The sequence below is a fragment of the Streptomyces sp. NPDC048172 genome (assembly GCF_043202595.1).
In the GTDB taxonomy this organism is placed as follows: Bacteria; Actinomycetota; Actinomycetes; order Streptomycetales; family Streptomycetaceae; genus Streptomyces.
The window spans coordinates 218,288-236,956 of the sequence record NZ_JBIDAT010000003.1 but is presented as its reverse complement, the minus strand read 5'-3'; the positions used below and the strand labels follow the sequence as shown (position 1 = coordinate 236,956).

Annotated in this window: 16 protein-coding genes; 10 read left to right on the top strand and 6 right to left on the bottom strand. The window is 75.5% G+C overall.

From position 1 onward, the window contains the following. Window positions 1-80: 80 nt before the first annotated feature. The 3 genes from ACGF3A_RS14570 (at window position 81) to ACGF3A_RS14560 (ending at window position 2,374) form a co-directional block, all read left to right on the top strand. Window positions 81-851: a GntR family transcriptional regulator gene (locus tag ACGF3A_RS14570; protein WP_393729512.1), complete on the top strand. Its 771-nt coding sequence runs from the start codon at window positions 81-83 to the stop codon at window positions 849-851. Then, window positions 848-1,651, top strand: a complete 804-nt coding sequence (locus tag ACGF3A_RS14565; protein ID WP_393729510.1) for a sulfite exporter TauE/SafE family protein — start codon at window positions 848-850, stop codon at window positions 1,649-1,651. The genes ACGF3A_RS14570 and ACGF3A_RS14565 overlap by 4 nt, the downstream gene beginning before the upstream one ends. A gap of 66 nt (window positions 1,652-1,717) precedes the next feature. Beyond that, window positions 1,718-2,374: a formylglycine-generating enzyme family protein gene (locus ACGF3A_RS14560; protein ID WP_393730674.1), complete on the top strand. Its 657-nt coding sequence runs from the start codon at window positions 1,718-1,720 to the stop codon at window positions 2,372-2,374. Between the two features lie 3 nt (window positions 2,375-2,377). Here ACGF3A_RS14560 and ACGF3A_RS14555 read toward each other — a convergent pair whose 3' ends face one another. Continuing rightward, the gene (locus tag ACGF3A_RS14555; RefSeq protein WP_393729508.1) at window positions 2,378-3,364 is read right to left on the bottom strand and encodes an SDR family NAD(P)-dependent oxidoreductase; all 987 of its coding nucleotides are present in this window, start codon (window positions 3,362-3,364) and stop codon (window positions 2,378-2,380) included. Then, window positions 3,361-4,590 carry an MFS transporter gene (locus ACGF3A_RS14550; RefSeq protein ID WP_393729506.1) on the bottom strand — a complete coding sequence of 410 codons (1,230 nt, stop codon included), beginning with the start codon at window positions 4,588-4,590 and terminating at the stop codon, window positions 3,361-3,363. The genes ACGF3A_RS14555 and ACGF3A_RS14550 overlap by 4 nt, the downstream gene beginning before the upstream one ends. Window positions 4,591-4,644: 54 nt before the next feature. Here ACGF3A_RS14550 and ACGF3A_RS14545 point away from each other — a divergent pair, with 54 nt between their 5' ends. The 4 genes from ACGF3A_RS14545 to ACGF3A_RS14530 all read left to right on the top strand — a co-directional run bounded on the left by ACGF3A_RS14545 (window position 4,645) and on the right by ACGF3A_RS14530 (window position 10,401). Then, window positions 4,645-5,478: an AraC family transcriptional regulator gene (locus tag ACGF3A_RS14545; RefSeq protein WP_393729504.1), complete on the top strand. Its 834-nt coding sequence runs from the start codon at window positions 4,645-4,647 to the stop codon at window positions 5,476-5,478. A 149-nt stretch (window positions 5,479-5,627) separates the two neighbouring features. Next, entirely contained in the window at window positions 5,628-5,792 is a 165-nt protein-coding gene (locus ACGF3A_RS14540) for a hypothetical protein (RefSeq protein ID WP_393729502.1), read from the top strand. Window positions 5,793-5,881: 89 nt separating this feature from the next. Then, a complete protein-coding gene (locus ACGF3A_RS14535) occupies window positions 5,882-9,040 on the top strand; it encodes a lantibiotic dehydratase (protein ID WP_393729500.1) in 3,159 nt (1,052 codons plus the stop codon). Beyond that, window positions 9,037-10,401 (top strand): lanthionine synthetase C family protein, encoded by a 1,365-nt coding sequence (locus ACGF3A_RS14530; protein ID WP_393729498.1) that lies wholly within the window; start codon window positions 9,037-9,039, stop codon window positions 10,399-10,401. Before ACGF3A_RS14535 ends, ACGF3A_RS14530 begins: the two co-directional genes overlap by 4 nt. On the opposite strand, the gene ACGF3A_RS14525 is transcribed toward ACGF3A_RS14530, so the two are convergent. Further along, on the bottom strand, window positions 10,394-11,644 hold the full coding sequence (locus ACGF3A_RS14525; protein WP_393729496.1) for an MFS transporter: 1,251 nt from the start codon (window positions 11,642-11,644) through the stop codon (window positions 10,394-10,396). The two genes, ACGF3A_RS14530 and ACGF3A_RS14525, sit on opposite strands and share 8 nt — an antisense overlap. Window positions 11,645-11,774: 130 nt before the next feature. Here ACGF3A_RS14525 and ACGF3A_RS14520 point away from each other — a divergent pair, with 130 nt between their 5' ends. Then, a complete protein-coding gene (locus tag ACGF3A_RS14520; RefSeq protein WP_393729494.1) occupies window positions 11,775-12,704 on the top strand; it encodes a LysR family transcriptional regulator in 930 nt (309 codons plus the stop codon). A gap of 18 nt (window positions 12,705-12,722) precedes the next feature. On the opposite strand, the gene ACGF3A_RS14515 is transcribed toward ACGF3A_RS14520, so the two are convergent. Together ACGF3A_RS14515 and ACGF3A_RS14510 are read right to left on the bottom strand one after the other, a co-directional pair. Beyond that, window positions 12,723-13,394, bottom strand: coding sequence for an enoyl-CoA hydratase/isomerase family protein (locus ACGF3A_RS14515; protein WP_393729492.1), 672 nt, complete (start codon window positions 13,392-13,394; stop codon window positions 12,723-12,725). A 14-nt stretch (window positions 13,395-13,408) separates the two neighbouring features. After that, window positions 13,409-14,005, bottom strand: coding sequence for a TetR/AcrR family transcriptional regulator (locus tag ACGF3A_RS14510; protein ID WP_393729490.1), 597 nt, complete (start codon window positions 14,003-14,005; stop codon window positions 13,409-13,411). A gap of 265 nt (window positions 14,006-14,270) precedes the next feature. Here ACGF3A_RS14510 and ACGF3A_RS14505 point away from each other — a divergent pair, with 265 nt between their 5' ends. Beyond that, the gene (locus ACGF3A_RS14505; protein WP_393729488.1) at window positions 14,271-15,158 is read left to right on the top strand and encodes a siderophore-interacting protein; all 888 of its coding nucleotides are present in this window, start codon (window positions 14,271-14,273) and stop codon (window positions 15,156-15,158) included. Window positions 15,159-15,276: 118 nt separating this feature from the next. Next, window positions 15,277-17,637, top strand: coding sequence for a LuxR C-terminal-related transcriptional regulator (locus ACGF3A_RS14500; RefSeq protein ID WP_393729486.1), 2,361 nt, complete (start codon window positions 15,277-15,279; stop codon window positions 17,635-17,637). 63 nt (window positions 17,638-17,700) lie between these two features. Here the strand turns inward: ACGF3A_RS14500 and ACGF3A_RS14495 are convergent, their stop codons facing one another. After that, entirely contained in the window at window positions 17,701-18,498 is a 798-nt protein-coding gene (locus ACGF3A_RS14495; RefSeq protein ID WP_393729484.1) for a S1 family peptidase, read from the bottom strand. Window positions 18,499-18,669: the final 171 nt, after the last annotated feature.

Genomic DNA, 18,669 nt, shown 5'->3' with positions numbered 1-18,669 from the left:
TCCGGCGAAACACGCGCGGGGGTAGCGTCTGCCGCCGTGGCGGGCCCCGCCGGAGGGCCCCACGGAGGAGGCGAACGAGCGTGAGCCGGACGGTCACCTCCCGCGCCGAGCGGGCACGGCAGGTCGCGGACGTGGTGCGGCGGCACCTCACGGAGGGCGCGTTCGAGGACGGCTGGCTGCCGGACGAGGCCGCGCTGGCCCGTTCGCTGGGCGCGTCCCGCAACGCGGTGCGCGAGGCCCTCGCGCTGCTGCGCGACGAAGGGCTGATCACCCGCAGACGGGGCCTGGGGACGCGGGTGGTGACGCCGAAGTACGGGCACGGCCTGGACCGGCTCGCGGGCCTCGCCGAGACCCTGACCGGCTACGGCACGGTCACCAACGAGGTGCGCACGGCCCGCGTCGTCCCCCGCGCGCCCCGCGCGATCACCGAGCGGCTGGGCCTGCCGGACGGCTCCGAGGCCGTCCATCTGGAGCGGCTGCGCCGCCTGGGCGGGGCCCCGCTCTCCGTCGACACGACATGGCTCGCGCCGGACATCGGCCGTCCGCTGCTGGAGAGCGACCTCGCCCACCGCGACGTGTTCGACCTGATCGAGGAGACGAGCGGGCTGCGGCTGGGCCGCGCGGAGATCACCGTGCACGCGGTCACGGCCGACCCGGACACCGCGCGGCTGCTCGGCATCGCCGACGGCGCGGCCCTGTTCGCGATCGACCGCCTCACCCGCCTCCCGGACGGCCGCCCCGTGGACACGGAGTGGCTCCGCGTACGCGCCGACCGCTTCACCCTGCGCGCCGTCCTGCACAGGGGCGCGCACGCCGGGTCCGTCGCCACGGACGAGGAGGCCACACGATGACGGACCTCGGCACGATGACCCTCGTCGGGCTCGCGCTCTTCGGGCTCGCGGGTGGGATCGGGATCACCGCCGTCGGGCCGGGCGGGGTGCTGCCGACGATGGGCATGTTCCTGCTGACCGGGCTCTCGCCCACGACCGTCGCGGGCACGGCCATCGCCACCCATGTGGCGACGGGCGCGCTCGGCACGTACGCGTACACGCGCTCGGGACACCTCCGCGAGCCCGCGACGCGGCGCACCGCGCTGCTGCTCTCGGCCGCCGCCGTGGCCGGTACGCCGCTGGGCGTGCTGCTCAACACGCTGCTGCCCGGCCGGGTGTTCGGGCTCCTCCTCGCGGCGGCCGTGGCGGTGACGGGCGTGCTGGTGTGGGTGCGCGACCGCCGCGAGCGGAAGCAGGAGCAGGAACAGGAGGGGACGGGAACGGCGGAGGCCGGTGGGCCGCGCCCGCTGACGGCCCCCGTGACCGTCGCCGTCGGGCTGCTCGTCTCGGTCGCCGCCGGGCTCTTCGGGCTGGGCGGGCCGATGCTGAGCGTGCCGCTGCTCGTGCTGTGCGGGCTGCCGGTGCTGCCCGCGCTGGCGGCGGCGCAGGCCCAGTCGGTGGTCGTCGCGAGCGTGGGTACGGCGGGCTATCTCCTGCACGGCTCCCTGGACTGGGGCCTCGCGCTCCTGGTGGGTGTGCCGGAGCTGGCGGGCGTGCTCATCGGCGTGCGCATCGCGCGTGCCGTCCCCACCCGCCGGCTCAAGTTCGCGCTGGCCGCGACGCTGGTGGCGCTGGCGCCGTATCTGGCCCTGCACTCCTGAGCCGCACGGCCGTGAGGTAGGAAGGCACCCGTGACACCCATCGAACCGCCCCTGACGTCCCCGCACATGATCGAGATCCCCGGAGGCGAGATCGTCCTGCGGGACGAGAGCGCCAAGACGGACCGGCGCGCCGCCGTCCGCCCGTTCCGGATCGCGGCGTGTCCGGTGACGCGCGCGGAGTACCACGCCGTACGCGGCGACGCGACGGCCAGCGCGGCGGGTCCCGACACCCCCGTCACCGAGGTCTCCTGGCTCGATGCCGTCCGCTTCTGCGACCTGCTCTCCCGCGCGGAGGGACTCACGCCCTGCTACGGACCGCTCGACGCGTACGGCCCCGACGCGGAGGGCGTGGTCTGCGACTGGACCGCCGACGGCTACCGGCTCCCGACGGAGGCCGAGTGGGAGTACGCCTGCCGGGCAGGCTCGCGCGAGGTGCGGTACGGGGAGCTGGACGCGATCGGCTGGTACCGGGGGAACTCGCGCGGCCGGATCAAGGACGTCGCCGCCAAGGAGCCCAACGCCTGGGGCCTGTACGACACGATCGGCAACGTGTGGGAGTGGTGCTGGGACGTGTACGACCCGGAGGTGTACGGGCCGTACCGGGTCTTCCGGGGCGGCGGCTGGCAGGACCCGCCCCGGGGTTGCCGCGCCTCGTGCCGCCGCAAGAGCCATCCGACGTTCCGCATCGACGACCTCGGCTTCCGGCTCGCCCGGTCGGCGTGACCGTCAGAAGGTCATCGCGGGGCCGAACGCGTCCACGCCCGTCAGCGAGGCCGACCGCTCCCACAGCCGCGCCGCCTCGCCGAGGTCCGTGGCGTGGGCGCTCACGCCGCTCGTGAGCCCCTCCGCCTTCTCGTCGCGGGGCTCCGCGATGTCGCAGTCCTCGCAGTAGACCCCGCCCCGCTCCGCCAGCAGCGGGGACGTCGCCGCCCACACCTGGGTGGCGGCGCCCTGCTCGGGCGTCTTGACGGCGGGGTCGAGCGGCTTCCCCTCGGCGTCGATCCAGCCCGCGGCGATCTGCTCGTCCCGGGGCACATGGCGGCCGAGCTCGGTGAGGATCATGCCCGGGTGGACGGCGAACGCCCGTACCCCGGAGCTCTTGCCGAGCGCGTCGAGCCCCACGGCGAAGAGCGCGTTGGCCGTCTTCGCCTGGCCGTACGCGAGCCATTTGTCGTAGTCGTGCCGCGTGAAGTGCGTGTCGTTCCAGCGGATGCCGCCGAGCTGATGGCCGTTGGAGGAGACGGAGACGACGCGCGCGCCGTCCCGGGCGCGGGTGAGAGCGGGCCCGAGCCGGTTGACGAGCGCGAAGTGGCCGAGGTGGTTGGTGGCGAACTGGGCCTCCCAGCCGGGCCCGACCCGGGTCTCCGGACAGGCCATGATCCCGGCGCTGTTGACCATCAGGTCGAGGGGCCGCCCGGAGGCGAGGAAGCGTTCCGCGAAGTCCCGGACGCTGTTCTGGTCGCCGAGGTCCAGCTCGTCGACGGTGACCCGGCCGAGGCCCGCCACCGCGTGACGGGCGACGGCCGGACGCCGCGCGGGCACCACGACCTCGGCGCCCGCTTCGGCGAGGGCCCGCGTGGTCTCCAGCCCGATCCCGGAGTAGCCGCCGGTGACCACGGCGAGCCGCCCGGTGAGGTCGGTCCCGCGCAGGACGTCCCGCGCGGTGCTGTGCGGGCCGAAGCCCGAGCCGATGCCGTGCTGAGGAGTCGTCATGCCCGGAACGTACGGCTTCGAGCGCTCTCCAGGGCAACCCCCTGCCCGCCTTCTTCGGCCTCCGGCCCCGCCACGGACTCCGGAACGGCCGGTTCCCGCAGGGGCCGCAGGAGGAACCAGCCGACGGCGGGCAGCGCGATCAGCGGCGCGAGCGCCACCTGCAGAGAGGTCACGTCGGCGAGGGCGCCGATGAGGGGGCTGGCGATGCCGCCGATGCTGACGGTGAGCCCGAGGGTGACGCCGCCCGCCGTGCCCACGCGCCGCGGCAGATAGTCCTGGCCGAGGGTGATGTGCAGGGAGAACGGGACGTAGAGCCCGGCCGAGGTGAGGGCCACGCACCCGTAGAGGAGCGGCCCGGGAACGAGGACGACCCCGGCGACGGCCAGCGCGGTCAGTGCGTACGACCAGCGGACCACGGGGAGACGGCCGAAGCGCGTGGCGAGCCGTCCGCCCGCCACGGTGCCGACCGCGCCCCCGGCGTAGAGCACGAACAGCGCGACGGTGCCGGAGACTTCGCCGCCGGAGGTGCGCTCGCGCACGTACAGCGCGAGGAACGTGCTGAGCCCGACGAAGACGATCGAGCGGCACACGATCGCGCCCGAGAGCCGCGCGAAGGACGCCCAGTCGTCCCGGCCCGCCTGCTCCCCGGGACCCCCCTTGGGCGCGGGCGGGCGTGCCCCCGCCGTGCGCAGCGCCGCCACGCACAGCGCGGTCCCCGCCAGGGCCGGGACGACGAGGAGGGGCGAGGCCCGCAGCCCGCCGGTGGCGACGACCGCGGCGACGAGCAGCGGCGCGGTGGCGAATCCGAGGTTGCCGCCGAGCGAGAACCAGCCCATCGCGGTGTGGCTCCCCCGGCTGGCCCGCCGGGCGACGCGGGCGGCCTCCGGGTGGTACGCGGCGGCCCCGACGCCGGAGACCGCGACCACGACGAGCGTGACCGCGTACGAGCCGCTGACCCCGGCGAGCGCGACGCCCGTGCCGCCCGCGAGGGTGCTCACGGGCAGCAGCCAGGGCAGGGGCCAGCGGTCGGTGAGCGCCCCGAACAGCGGCTGGACGACGGAGGAGAGGAGGGACGCGGCGAGCACGATGCCGGAGGCCGCGGCATAGCTGTAGGCCCGTTCGGCGACGAAGAAGGGGATGAGCGCGGCGACCGCGCCCTGGTAGACGTCCACGCAGGCGTGGCTCACGGAGAGCAGGGCGAGGGAGCGGGTGTGCGGCTTCGGCATGCCTCGATCGTCGCGGGGGGCCGGGGTGGCGCGCTTCCGATAAAGTGCCAAGGTATGCCGGAAACCCGCCAACCCCAACCCCGCCAACCCCGCCAGCCTCCGCACGCAGACCGCCCGGACCGCCAGGCCCGGTTCCGGGGGCGGCCGGTCCGCCACACGCCCGAGGCGCCCACCGACACCCGCGTCCTGGCCGCCGGGGAGGGCATCGAGGCGCACCGGCACGACAACCACCAGATCATCTACGCGGGTTCGGGCGTGCTGGCCGTCTCGACCGACGCGGGGACGTGGTTCGCGCCCGGCACCCGTGCGATCTGGGTCCCGGCGGGCTGCGTGCACGCGCACCGGGCGTACGGCCATCTGGAGCTGCACCTGCTCGGCCTGCCGCCCGACACCAATCCGCTGGGCCTCGACGCGCCGAGCGTGCTGACCGTGGGGCCGCTGCTGCGGGAGCTGATCCTCGCGTACACCCGCGCGCCGGAGGAGGGCTCACCGTCCCCGGAGCGGCTGCGGCTGCGGGCGGTGCTGCTGGACCAGTTGCGGGCCTCGCCGCAGCAGCCCGTGCAGCTCCCGGCGCCCGCCGATCCCCGGCTGGCGGCGGTCTGCGGCCTCCTCCACCGGGACCCGGCCGACCCGCGCACGCTGGCGGAGTTCGGCGCCGAGGCGGGCGCGGGCGAACGGACGCTGAGCCGCCTCTTCCGCCGCGAACTCGGCATGACCTTCCCGCAGTGGCGCACGCAGCTGCGCCTCTACCACGCCCTGCGGATGCTGGCCGAGGGGCTGCCGGTGACCACGGTCGCGCACCGCTGCGGCTGGTCCTCCCCGAGCGCCTTCACGGAGGTCTTCCGCCGCGCCTTCGGCCACGTCCCGAGCGCCCACCACCGGCCATGACTTGACGGACAACTGCCTCTACTTGTCCTCACGTTGCATATTTCTGCACACCAACAGACCGTTGATCTCCGTCGGTTGACCGTCTTATGGTGACGTGTCTTCAGCGAGACATGACGCTGAAGCGGTTCATTCACAACGGGAGGTCCTATATGCCCAGCACCATGTTCGATCTCGATGTGGAGCTCGTGGAGTCCGCCCAGACCGGCACCGTCGCCCCCGACGACGCCCGTGAGCTCGACGAGACCGCAGGCCTGACCCCGACGACCGTCAACACCTACGGGCTCGGCGTCGCGATGTGCGTGCCCTGTTGCTGAGCGCGCGCTGACGCACCGCTGACAGACCGCCGCCCACCCACCGGCCCCGGCCCGCGGGTGGGCGGCGCCCACGGTACGGAGGGAACGGGGTGGCAGTGCCGCGGACGAACGGGGACGAGGGCGGGGACGAGGGCGGAGGAGCCGCGTTCCGGGCGGCGGACTTCGGCGTGGTGCGGATGGCCGCGCTGCCGGTCACGCACCCGGCGGCGGCCCGCACCCTGGGAGATCTGCCCGGCGAACTCGGCCCGTACCTGCTGGAGCTGGTGAAGGACCCGGCCGTACGCGAGGCCCTGGAGGTGTCGAGCGCCTCGCTCGCCGACACCCTCGCCAAGGTCGAGAACGGCGTCCCGGTCGGCGACGCCAAGCTGCGCCGCGCCGCGCTCGCCGTGACCCGTTACGTCCTGCGGATGACCGGCCGCCCCACCCCCTTCGGCCTGCTGGCGGGGGTGCGCGCCGCGCGGCTCGGCGGGGAGACCGCCGCCGTACGGACGGGCTCCGCGCACCGCAAGCACGCGCGGCCCGACGCCGGCTGGCTGGACGAGATCGCCGGACGGCTCCACCACGACGACGCGGCACGGGACGCCCTGCTCGTCGTCGCCAACGACCTCTGCGCCGTGCGCGGCGACCGCCTCGTCCTGCCCTACGTACGCCCCGCGCGCGGCACGGCCCCGTCCGGCGGCCCCGCCGCCCAGGTGCCGCACGAGATGACGGTCGGCCTCAGCCCCGTCGTCGGCGCCACCGTGGAGGCCGCGCGGCGCCCGCTGACCTTCGCCGCGCTGCGCCGGGCCGTCCAGGAGCGCTTCCCCGAGGCGGCGGACGCGGACGTCGACCGGCTGCTCACCGGACTCGTGGACCGCGAGGTGCTGCTCACCGACGTCACGGCCCGCCAGGACCGGCCCGACCAGCTCGCCCACGTCAACTCCCGGCTGGCGGACGTCTCCTCGCCCACAGCGGCCGGGCTGCGCCGCGTCGGTGAGCTGCTCGGCGCCTACGCGGACAGCGCGCCCGGCGCGGGCCTCGGGGCCTGGCACGCCGCCGTCGCCGCGATGCGCGAGACGCACGCCGCCGCGACCGGCGCACGGCCGGGGGCGGGCCGCCCGCCCGTCCATGTGGACCTGCGCGTGGACGCCGACGTACGGCTGCCCGACGCGGTCACGGAGGAGGTCGCGCGCGCCGCCGAGGTGCTGTGGCGGCTGGCGCCCGACGAGGGGCAGTACCCCCATCTGACCGAGTACCACCGGGCGTTCCTCGACCGGTACGGCACCGATCACCCCGTCCCGCTGCGCGAGGTGCTGGACCCGCACCGGGGGCTGGGCGCGCCCGCCGGGTACAAGGTCCCGGCGAGCGACCGGAGCGCGGGCGGCGCACCCGCCGTGGCGTACCCGGCGGAGCGCGACGAGGCGCTGGGCCTGGCCCTGCACGAGGCACTGGCCGTTCCGGGCGGCCGGGGCGAACTCGTCCTGGACGAGGCCCTGATCGCCCGCCTCTCCCCCGGCGACGGCGCCCCGCCCCTCCCCTCCGGCTCGCTCGACCTGTGCGTACAGCCGCTGGCCCGTTCCGTGCGGGACCTGGAGTCCGGGGACTTCCGGCTGGTGGTGGCGAACGGCTCGTACAGCGCGGGCGCCATGGCGGGCCGCTTCACCCATGTCCTCGGCGCCGGGCGCGACCTGGCCGGGCTGTACGAGGGCGACGGGGGCGACGACGAGGGACCGCTGCCCGTGCAGCTCTTCTTCCAGCCGCTGCACGCGCGTTCCAGCAACGTCGCCCGCGTGCCCCGGCTCACGCGCCACGCCGTCGCCGTCGGCTGCTACTCGGAGAGGGACGGGGACACGGACCTCACCCTGGACGATCTCGCCGTCGGCGCAGACGGCGACCGGCTCTTCCTCGTCCAGGCGGTCACCGGTCGCGAGGTCGCGGTGCTGCGCCCGCACATGCTCAACATCGCGACCGAGGCGCCCAACGCCGCCCGCTTCCTCGCCGGGATCGGCACCAGCGGGCTGAAGCCGTGGGCCCCGTGGCAGTGGGGCAGGCTCGACGTCCTGCCGTACCTGCCGCGCGTACGCCACGGGCGCGCCGTCCTCTCGCTCGCGCGCTGGCGGCCCCCGGCCGAGCTGCGCGACGCCGGGCTGGGCGAGAAGGAGTGGCTGCGGGCGCTGGAGCGGTGGCGCGCGGCGTACGCGGTGCCGGACCTGCTCCGCGTCACCGTCCTCGACCACCATCTCGACCTGGACCTGACGGCGCCCGCGCACCAGCGGCTGCTGCACGCCCAGTTCACCGGGCACGCGGTGCCGCACGTGCAGGAGTCGCCGCTCGCCGACCCGGGCGAGCTGGGCTGGTCGGACGGGTACGCCACCGAGGTCGTCGTGCCGCTCACGCCCACGCGCCCCCGGCCCGCCGCGCCGCGCGCCCCGCGCCCCGCCGCACCGCGTGTCCGGCACGCACCGGGCGGCGAGTGGCTGTACGCGAAGGTGTACGCGGCGCCCGACCGGCTCGACTCCCTGCTGGCCAAGGAGCTGCCGCCGCTGCTCGCGCGGGTCGGGCCCGACGTGGACCGCTGGTTCTTCCTCCGCTACCGCGACCCCGGCGCCCATCTGCGCGTGCGGTTCCACGGCGACCCCGCCGCGGTCCGCGAACGGGTGCTGCCCGCGCTGCACGAGTGGGCCGATTCGGCGGCGGCCGAGGGCGCGATCCGCAAGCTCGTCCTCGACACGTACGAGCCGGAGACCGACCGGTACGGCGGCCCGGACGCGCTCGTACCCGCCGAGCGGCTCTTCCACGCCGACAGCCGCCTGGTCACCGCGCAGCTCGCGGCCCGCGCACGCGGGCGGCTCGCCATGCCGCTGGACACCCTGGCCGCGCTCAACCACGCGGCGCTGCTCTCCGCGCTCGGCGACTGGGACTGGTGGCGCTGGGTCCTGGACGCCTATCCGATCGAGCTGACGAACGCGCTTCCGGCGGCCCAGCGGCGCGCCGCCGTGAAGCTGGCCGACACCCCGGACGCCACGGCCGGGACCGACGAACTCGCCGCCTGCCGCGCCGAACTCACCCGCGCGGCGCGCGCGTACGGCCAGGCGCTCGGCATCGGCGCGGGCGGCGCGCCCTCCACCGAGCGCGGCTCGTCCGTCGCGGGCGTGCTGCACATGCACGCCAACCGGCTGCTCGGCACGGACCCGGCCGCCGAGCAGCGCGCGTACGGGCTGCTGCGCGGCGTCGTCCGCACCCACCTCGGCAGAGCGGAGCACGCATGAGCACGACGCACGAGGCGACGGCGCGCTCCGCGCTGCGCGGCACCGCCGCCGACGTCGTCACCGAGGTGGCCGCGCGGCTCCAGGACCCCGAGGCCGTGGTGACGGCCACCGTCGCGAACGGCACGCACGCCGAGGTCGACGACGTCCGCTCCCCCGTCTGGGAGCCGGGCTCCCTCAACCGCGGCTACCCCGCGCTCGTGCTGCTCCACGCCGAGTTGGGCCGCGACCCGGACCGCGACACCGAGCACCACCGGCTGACCGCGCACCGCTGCCTCGCGCTCGCGGCACAGGCGACGAAGGACGTCCCGGTGCAGGGCGCGTTCTCCGGCGCCGGGGCGCTGGCGAGCGCGGTGCGGGTGGCGGCGGCGCGCGAGGGGGAGTACGCCTCGCTGCTGGAACGCACGGACGCCCGCATGGCCGACTACGCGCACCACCTGGCCGCGCTGCACGCCTCGACGCGGGACGCGGGCCTGCCGACGTACCCGGCGGTCGTGGACGTGCTCAGCGGGCTGAGCGGCGTCGCCCGCTATCTGCTGCACCGGCGCACGCGGGACGAGGCGCTGCGCGCGGCGCTCTCCTCCCTCGCCGCGCTGCGCGCCCCGCTGACCGTGCGGGGCGTGGAGGTGCCGGGCTGGTGGTTCGGGCCGACGAAGCGCACCCTCGTCGCCGAGGATTTCGCCGAGGGGCAGGCCAACTTCGGCCTCGGGCACGGGATTCCGGGCCCGCTGGGCGTCCTCGCGCTGGCCTGGGACGAGGGCGTGAGGGTGGCCGGGCAGGACGAGGCGATCACGGCGATGGCGGAGTGGCTGCTGCGGTGGCGCCTGCGGGACGAGGACGGGCCGTACTGGACGCCGTACCTGCCGCTGCCCACGTACGCCGACCTCGACGGCCATCCGACACCTGACCCCGCGCGCCCCTCCTGGTGCTACGGCGCGGCGGGCACCGGGCGCGCCCTGGTCATGGCGGGCCGCGCGCTCGGCCGCCCGGAGTGGACGGCGGCCGGGGTCGAGGCCGTACGCGCCATGGTGCGGCGGCCCATGGACGGCTGGGGCATCGACGACCACGCGCTCTGCCACGGCTGGTCGAGCACGCTCCTCCTGCTGACGCGGTGGGAGCTGGAGCATCCGGAGGCCGGACTCTCCGCCGCCACCGACACGGTCGCCGGGCGGCTGCTGGCGGGCTTCGAGCCCGAAGCCCCGTTCGGCTACCGCTACTTCCAGCCCGCGGCCGGTCCGCGGGGGCTGCACCTGGACATGCCGGGGTTCCTCGACGGCGCGGCGGGCATCGCGCTCGCCCTCCAGACGTACGCCACGGGCCGCGCGCCCGCGAGCGGCTGGGACTCGCTGCTGCTGCTCAGCTGAGCTCCGCCTCGGGCTGCTTCTCCTCGCTGCGGTCACCGTCGCGGCGGCGCGGCAGCAGCAGCGGGGTGGCCAGCAGCAGGAGCCCGGCGACGCCGAGCGCGGAGCGGGCCCCGACTGCGCCCGCGAGCAGGCCCCACAGCGCGGTGAGCGCCGCGCGGGCCGCGTTGGCGGAGACCGTCCAGGCAGCGAGCGTACGGGCGACGCGGTCGTCCGGCGTCAGTTCGAGCCGGTAGGTGGAGAGCACCGGGTTGAACACGCCGATGCAGGTGATGAGCGCGAACTCGACGGCGATGACGAGGGCGATCCCCGCGGCCCCCGGCCCGACGAGGACCAGCGCGACCGGCCAGATCACGCGCAGCGTCCCGGAGGCGTACAGGACCCTGCGCCGTCCGTGGCGGGCGACGAGCGGAGGCGCGAGCCGCGAGCCGAGGAGCCCGCCGAGGCACGGGATGCCGAACGCGAGCCCGTACTGCCAGGGCGCGAAGCCGAGGTCGCCGACCATCAGCGAGAGCAGCAGCGGCGAGGTCGCCATGAGCAGGCCGTTGAAGAGGACGGTGTGGAGGAAGAGGGGGCGCAGCGTGGCGTGGCCCAGCAGGTACCGCCACCCTTCGAGCAGCTCGCCCGCGCGCGCCCCCGCCGCCGCTTCCCGGCGCGCGGGGCGCGGCTCGCCACCCGGGATCGCGCGGAGGGCGAGCGCCGAGAGGAGATAGCTGACCGCGTTGGCGACCACCGTCGTCACCGGGCCGAGCACGCCGATCGCGGCGCCGCCCAGCGGCGGGCCGAGCGCGGAGGCGGTCCAGGTCGTGGACTCGAAGCGGCCGTTCGCGACGAGCAGGTCCTCCTTCTGTACGAGCGCCTTGAGGCAGGCCCCGCTCGCGGACCTGAAGGCGATGTCGGCGGCGGCGACGGCGACGGACACCACGAGGAGCTGGGCGAAGGTGAGCCACCCGAGCGCGTACGCGGCGGGGACGCTCAGCAGCGCCACGCACCGCGCCACGTCCATGCCGACCATCACGGGGCGCTTGCGGCGGAACTCCACCCAGGGCCCCAGCGGCACCGCCACCACCGCGCCGACCGCGAGCCCCGCCGAGGCGAGCAGCGACACCTGCGCGGGCCCGGCGTGCAGCACGAGGACCGCGATCAGCGGAAAGGCGTCGAGGGCCAGATACGTGCCGAGCGTGCTCACCGCGTACGCGGCCCACAGCCACCCGAATCCCCGCCCCAGCGACCGCCGCTCCCCCATGCCCGCACCCTCCACGCTGACCCCGCTCCCCCGCCGACCGGGTCATCCAAGCGGGGACGGGCGCCGCTGATCAAACAACGGGACGGCCCTCCGGGACACAACCAGCGGTTGTACGCGTAGGGTGCCGCGGGTGGATCTCGACGCCGTACGCACCTTCGTCGCCGCCGCCGACGCGGGGCAGTTCCAGGAGGCGGCGGCGCAGCTCTCGGTGACGCAGCAGGCCGTCTCCAAGCGGATCGCCGCGCTGGAGCGGGAGCTGGGCGTGCGGCTGTTCACGCGCACCGCGCGCGGGGCCCGGCCCACGCTCGACGGGCAGGCGTTCCTGCCCCACGCCCGCGCCCTCCTCCGGGCCGAGGAGCGCGCCGCCGCCTCCGTACGGCCGGGCACTCGCGCCCTGCGCGTCGACGTGATCGGCCGCCGCCTGCGGCCCGCCGGGCTGCTGCGCGGCTTCCACCGCGCGCACCCCGGCGCCGAGCTGGACGTGGTGACCCTCTTCGACGCGGAGACCGCCGTCGCCGCCGTGCACTCCGGCACGATCGACGCCACCGTCCGCGCCGTCACCGTGCCCGCGCGGCAGCTCCCGGACGGCGTGCGGACCGCCCGGGTCCACGACGAGCCGCTCCAGCTCCTCACCGGCCCCGCGCACCCGCTGGCGTCGGCGGACGCGGTGCCGCCCGGGCGGCTCGCGGGGCACCGGATCTGGATGCCGGGGCTGGTCGCGGGCACCGAGTGGGGGACGTACTACGACGACCTCGCCGCCGCCTTCGGGCTCACCATCGAGGCGACGGGCCCCGACTTCGGCGCCGACCCGCTCCTCGACACGATCGCCGGATCCGCGACGCTGGCGACCCTCGTCGGCGAGGGCACCAGCATGGTGTGGCCGGTCGACGACGACCTGCGCCGGATCGCCCTGCGCGGTCCGGCGCCGGTCTACCCGCACTCGCTGGTCTGGCGTGCCGACAACCCGCACCCGGCGCTCGCCGCGCTCCGCGCGCACCTGGCCGCGGCGTACGAGGGGCAGGAGCGCGCGGGGACCTGGGCCCCGCACTGGGCGCGGTGACGGGCGGGGCGGCCGCGCTCAGCCGAGCGGGACGTCCTTCTCGCGCAGCAGCTCGGTCACCCGGGGATAGAGCCGGGACTTGATGGTGCCGAGCGTCGGCCCGGCCTTGGCCGTCTGCGCGGCGGCGAGTTCGACGGCGGTGGAGCGTACGGCGTCCTCGTCGGCCGTACGGTCGACGATGCGGGCGGCGAGCGCGTCGTGGCCCCCGTAGCGGCGGGCCGTGGTCATGGCCTCGTGCGCGGTCTGCGGGTGCAGACGGGCCTGGATCAGCGCGGACATGCCGGGGCTGAACGGGATGTTGATGTCGGCCTCGGGCAGGCACCAGAAGCCGCGGTCGGCGCGCATCACCCGGAAGTCGAGCGCGAGCGAGAGCATCGCGCCCGCGGCGAAGGTGTGCCCCTGGAGCGCGCCGACGGTCGGCACGGGGAGGGACAGCAGCCGCGCGAACAGCTCCTGGACGCGCGCCACATAGGTGCCTGCCTCGTCGGCGTGCGCGAAGAGCCAGTCCAGGTCGAGGCCGTTGGAGAAGAACTTGCCGGTGGCGCCGACGACGAGCGCGCGCGGCCCCTCGGCCCCCTCGACCTCGTCGAGGTGGGCCTCGACGGCGGTGAGCCAGTCCGGGTGGAAGCGGTTCTCGGTGGCGCCTATGTCGAGGACGAAGACGTCGTCCTGGCGGTCGAGCGTGGGCATGGCTGCTCCCGGGGTCAGATGGTGGACCGAGGCGGACGGAGGGTATTGCTCAGCAGGTCGTGGATCTCGGCCGCCGCGGCGTCCAGCGGGGCGGCGCTCCGCTCCGCGCGGCACATGATCACCGCGCCCTCGACGGCGGCGACGGTGAACGCGGCGAGCCGCCGGGCGCGTGCGGCGGGCAGGCCCTGCCCGGCGAAGAGGTCCGCGAGCGCGTCCGTCCAGCGCGCGAAGGCCGCGGCGGCGGACCGGGCGAGCTGCGGCGCCTCGTCGTTCGTCTCCACGGCCACCGCCACGACCGAGCATCCGGCCCGGAAGCCGCTCTCCACGAGCCGTTCCCGCCAGAGCGCGAAGAAGGCGTCGACGCCGCGCAGCGCGTCGCCGGAAGCGGCCGCCTCGTCGAGCAGCCCGGCGACGAAGCCGCCGACCCGCGCCACCGCCTCCTCGACGAGCTGCGCCCGACCGCCGGGGAAGTGGTGGTAGAAGGAGCCGCGCGGGGCGCCGCTGTGCGCGAGGACGCGGTCGATGCTGGTCGCCCGCGCGCCGTGCTCCCGCAGCAGGGCGACGGCGCTCTCCAGCATCCGCTCACGCGTGTCGCTCTTCCGTGCCCCCATGCCCGCCCTCTCGCCCGGCCCCTCGCATACCGTCGAGTAACTATGATGAATGACATAGTACATGGGCCGCGCGCCAGGTCAAGATCCCTTCACGCTCCGGGCGTTCGCCGCATGGGTGACGACTCCGGCCCTCTATCCACTAAGGTAAGCCTTACCTGACTTCCGTGAGAAGGGAACGCCACCCGTGCCGTCCCGCAATGCCCCCGCGTCCCGTCCCAGCCCCCGTCCCCGTCCCCGCCCCCGCCCCAATCCGCTCAAGCCCCCGATGTCCCTCGCCCTCCTGCACGTGGTCGCCGCCGAGGACGTGACCCCGCACATGCGGCGGATCACTTTCGGCGGGGAGGATCTGGCCCGGTTCGCCTCGGTGGCGCCCGACCAGCAGGTGAAGCTCTTCTTCGCGCGGGACGGCGGCGTGCCCCGGGTGCCGGAGGCGCCGGAGGACGGCGATGTCGGGCGCTGGCACGCGCGGTATCTCGCGATCCCCGAGCCCGAACGGCCGTGGATGCGCACGTACTCGATCCGCCGCCACCTCGCGGACCGCCGCAGGATCGAGGTCGACTTCGCGCTGCACGGCGAGGGCGGCGGCGAGGGGCCCGCCTCGCGGTGGGCGTACGCGGCGCGCGAGGGGGACGCCGTCGGCCTGCTCGGCCCCGCGCGCAGCCACTACAAGACGCCCCCGGAGGGCGCGTGGAAGCTCTTCGTCGGCGACGAGACGGCGCTGCCCGCCATGGCCGCGACGGTCGAGGCGCTGGAGCCGGGCGAACGGGCGCTGGTCTGCGCCGAGGTGGAGGACGCCAGGGAGGAGCAGCGCTGGGAGACCCGGGGCGAGGTCGAGTACCGCTGGGTGCACCGGAACGGGGGCCCGCGCGGGCAGCGGGAGCCCCTGGTCACTGCGGTGCGCGCCGCCCCGCTCCCCGAGGGCCCGGTCTTCGCGTGGGTCGCCGGGGAGGCCGGGGCCGTACGCGCGGTGCGCAGGCACCTGGTGGACGAGCGCGGCCTCGACAAGCGCGCCGTGGCCTTCTCCGGCTACTGGCGCCGGGACCTCACGCAGGACGACGGGCCGACGGCGGACGAGGCCGTCGAGCGGCAGGAGATCATGACCGACATGGAGGAGCTGGCGGCGCGGGCCGAACAGGCCGACAGTGCCCGGTAGTTGAGGATCACGGGCGGCGGAACGGGCCGTTCGCGCCGCGCCCGGCTGAACGCCGTTCCGTACGGCGGAAGATCGGATCCACCGCCGAAGGCCCCGCGCGGACTATGCTCCGGTGGCCATGACCTTGCCATCCACCGACGCCGAGGCCGTACGAGCCCTCCCCGACGGGGGCCTCCCGACGGGGGGCCTTCCCGCGGAACGCAACGGCTTCGTGGGCCGTACGGCCGAACTCGCCCGGCTCCTGGAGCTGCTGGGGACGGACCGCATGGTCACCGTGACCGGCCCCGGCGGCGTCGGCAAGACCCGGCTCGCGCTGCGCGCCGCGGTTCGCGCCGCCGGAGGCTTCGAGGACGGCGTCTGCCTCCTCGAACTCTCCGCGCTGAGCGACCCCGACCTCCTCCCCCACACCCTCGCCGCCCGCCTCGGCCTGCCCGAGCAGGGCGGGCGCTCCCCGCTCGGCGCCCTGCGCTCCTATCTGGCGGACCGCCGGCTGCTGCTGCTCCTGGACACCTGCGAGCACCTGGTCGAGTCCTGCGCGCACCTGGCGTGGGAACTGCTGCGCGAGGCCCCCGGGCTCACCGTCCTGGCCACCAGCCGCCAGCCGCTCGACATCGCGGGCGAGCACGTCCTGCCGGTGCCGCCCCTCCCGGTGCCGGACCCGGGGGACCTGGGCCGCCCCGCGGCGCCGCCCACGGGCCCCGTCCCCACGGGCGACGCCGTGGAGCTCTTCGTCCAGCGTGCCCGCGCCGCGCGGCCCGGCTTCCGCGTCACGCCCGCCAACCGCGCGGACGTCGTCCGGCTCTGCCGCAGGCTGGACGGCATCCCGCTCGCCGTCGAACTCGCGGCCGTGCGGCTGCGCGCGGTGCCGCTGAGCGAGCTGGCCGACCGGCTGGAGGACAGGTTCCGGGTGCTGACGGGCACCCGGCGCGGCGTGCTGCCGCGCCATCAGACGCTGCGGACGACGATCGACTGGAGCCACGAGCTCTGCGACGCGTCCGAACGCCTCGTCTGGGCACGGCTCTCGGTCTTCGCGGGCACCTTCGGGCTGGAGGACGCGCGGGAGGTGTGCGCCTTCGGGGAGCTGGACGGCGACGCGGTGGTGCGGGGCCTGGTCGGGCTCGTGGAGAAGTCGCTGGTGCTGCGCGCCGACGACGCGCGCGGCGCGCGCTACCGGCTGCTGGACATGCTCCGCGAGTACGGCGCGGACCGGCTGGAGGCGCTGGGCGACGCGGAGGCCGTACGGGAGCGGCACGTGCGGCGGCATCTGGCGCTGGCCGAGGAGTTCGACGCCGCGTTCCTCACCGACGGGCAGGTCGAACGGTACCGGGCGCTGCGGACCGCGCAGGCCGACGTCCGGCGCGCGCTCGAACACGCCCTGGCGCGCCCGGAGCTGCGCGGCACCGCCGCCGCGCTGTCCACCGCGCTGTGGGGGTACTGGCACATCGCGGGCCTGCACACCGAGGGCCGCCACTGGTACGCCAAGGTCCGCGCCCGCTACCCCGCGCCCGTGCCGGAACGGGCCTGGGCGCTGGCCAAGAGCGCGTACCTGGGCGCGTTCCAGGCCGACCCGGCCGCCGCCGACGAGGCCCGCGAGTGCGCCGAGATCGCGGACATGCTGGGCGACCGGCGGCTCGCCGGGCGCGGGCGGGCCTATCTGAACCTCTCCCTGACGTTCCGGGGGCGGCACGAGGAGGCCGAGGAGGCGGCGCGGGAGGCGCGCGCGATGCTGGAGGAGGCCGACGACAGGGTCGGCCTCGTCACCCTGGAGACCCAGATCGGCTATCTCCACCTGCTGCGCGGCAGCGTCGACAGCGCCGTGGAGTGGTGCCGCAGGGGCCTGGACCGCTTCCCGCCGGACAGCGCGGAGGCCTGGGTGCGCGGCTACCTCCACTACGTGTGGGGCGCGGCCCTCTTCCGGCGCGGCGCGTACGAGCGGAGCGCCGAGGTCGGCGCCAGGGCCCTCGACCTCAAGCACAGCCTGGGGGACGCGGTCGGCACCGCGTACTGCCTGGAGCTGCTGGGCTGGCTGGCCGCGCGCGAGCGCCGTCACGAGCGTACGGCGCTGCTGCTGGGCGCCGCCGACCCGCTGTGGAAGCGGGCGGGGGCGCGGCTCGGCGGCACGACGATCATGGAGCGGGCGCACGAGGAGGCCGCGCGGGGCGCCCGTATCGCGCTGGGTGCCACGCGCTACGCCCGTTACGCCGCCGACGCCGCGGCCCGGCCCCTCGACGAGGTGGTCCAGCAGGCCCTCTCCGGCTCCCGCTTCACGCCCCGCGAGACGGGCCGGGGGCTGACGGAGCGCGAGACGGAGGTCGCACTGCTGGTGCGCGAGGGGCTGACGAACCGGGAGATCGCCGCCCGGCTGACGGTGTCCAAGCGGACCGTGGACAGCCATGTCGAACGGATCCTGAGCAAGCTGGCGGTGGCCTCCCGTACGGAGGTCGCCGGGGCGCTTCCGGGAGGTACGGAGAGTCCCTGAGGGCGATCCCCGGCCCGTCCGGTCCGGTTCGATCCGGTGGCGCGCCCCGGCGTCCGGAGCGTGTCAGCCGATCTGGCTCTTGATCCACTTCTGGTGGTCACCGACGCCCGTGAAGATGTCGGTGCTCGTGCCGCAGTCGCCGGGCGCGCGGCTGTTGAGGCCGACGAGCTGCCAGCGGCCCTTCACCTTCTGCACGGCGGGCGTGCCCGAGTCGCCGCCGCAGGTGCCGCCGTCCGCGCCGTCGTCGGAGCAGAAGTCACCGGCGCCGATGCCGTACGAGCCGTCCCCGTTGGCGTCCTCCTTGCAGACCTTGGCGGTCGGTTCGAGGACCTTGAGGTCGATCTCGCGGAGCTTCTTGGGCAGCTTCTCCGCGCCGCTGTCGGAGGCGTTGGTGTAGCCCCAGCCCATGGTCTTCACGGTGCTGCCGACGGCGGGCAGCTTCTTCGCCATTGGCGCGGGCCGCTGCGGGACCTTCTTCGCGAGCTGGATCAGCGCGAGGTCCTGGCCCTTGTTGCTGTTCTCGTCGTACTTCCACTTGGGGAGGACCTTGAACTGCTTGACCTTGGCGACGGTCCCGCCGCTCGTACGGTCGTTGGAGCCGATCCGCATGTGGTACTTGGCGGGGTCGCGCATCTCGTAGGGCTTGCCGTCCTTGCCCGGCGAGGTGACGCAGTGCGCGGCGGTGACGACCCAGTCGGAGGTGACGAGCGTGCCGCCGCAGTAGTGGCTGTTCGGGTCGCCGTCGCGCTCCCACTGGAGGGAGGCGACGAAGGGGTACTTCTCCGTGGACTCGCCGCCGCCGATGATCTTCGCCTGCTTGTCGCCCCCGGAGCCGGGAGCGTCCGGCGAGCCGGAGTCCACGGCGCCGTAGGCGACGGTGGCGCCCGCGACGAGGCCGAGGGAGGCGACCGCGACGGCGGCGGTGCGTATGGTCTTGTTCTTCCGGCGGGAGTGACGCCCCGCGGAACCTGTGGACGTAGTGATGTGCCTGTTCCTTTCAGACGTGAAGTCTGCCCCGTTGGACCGCAGTTG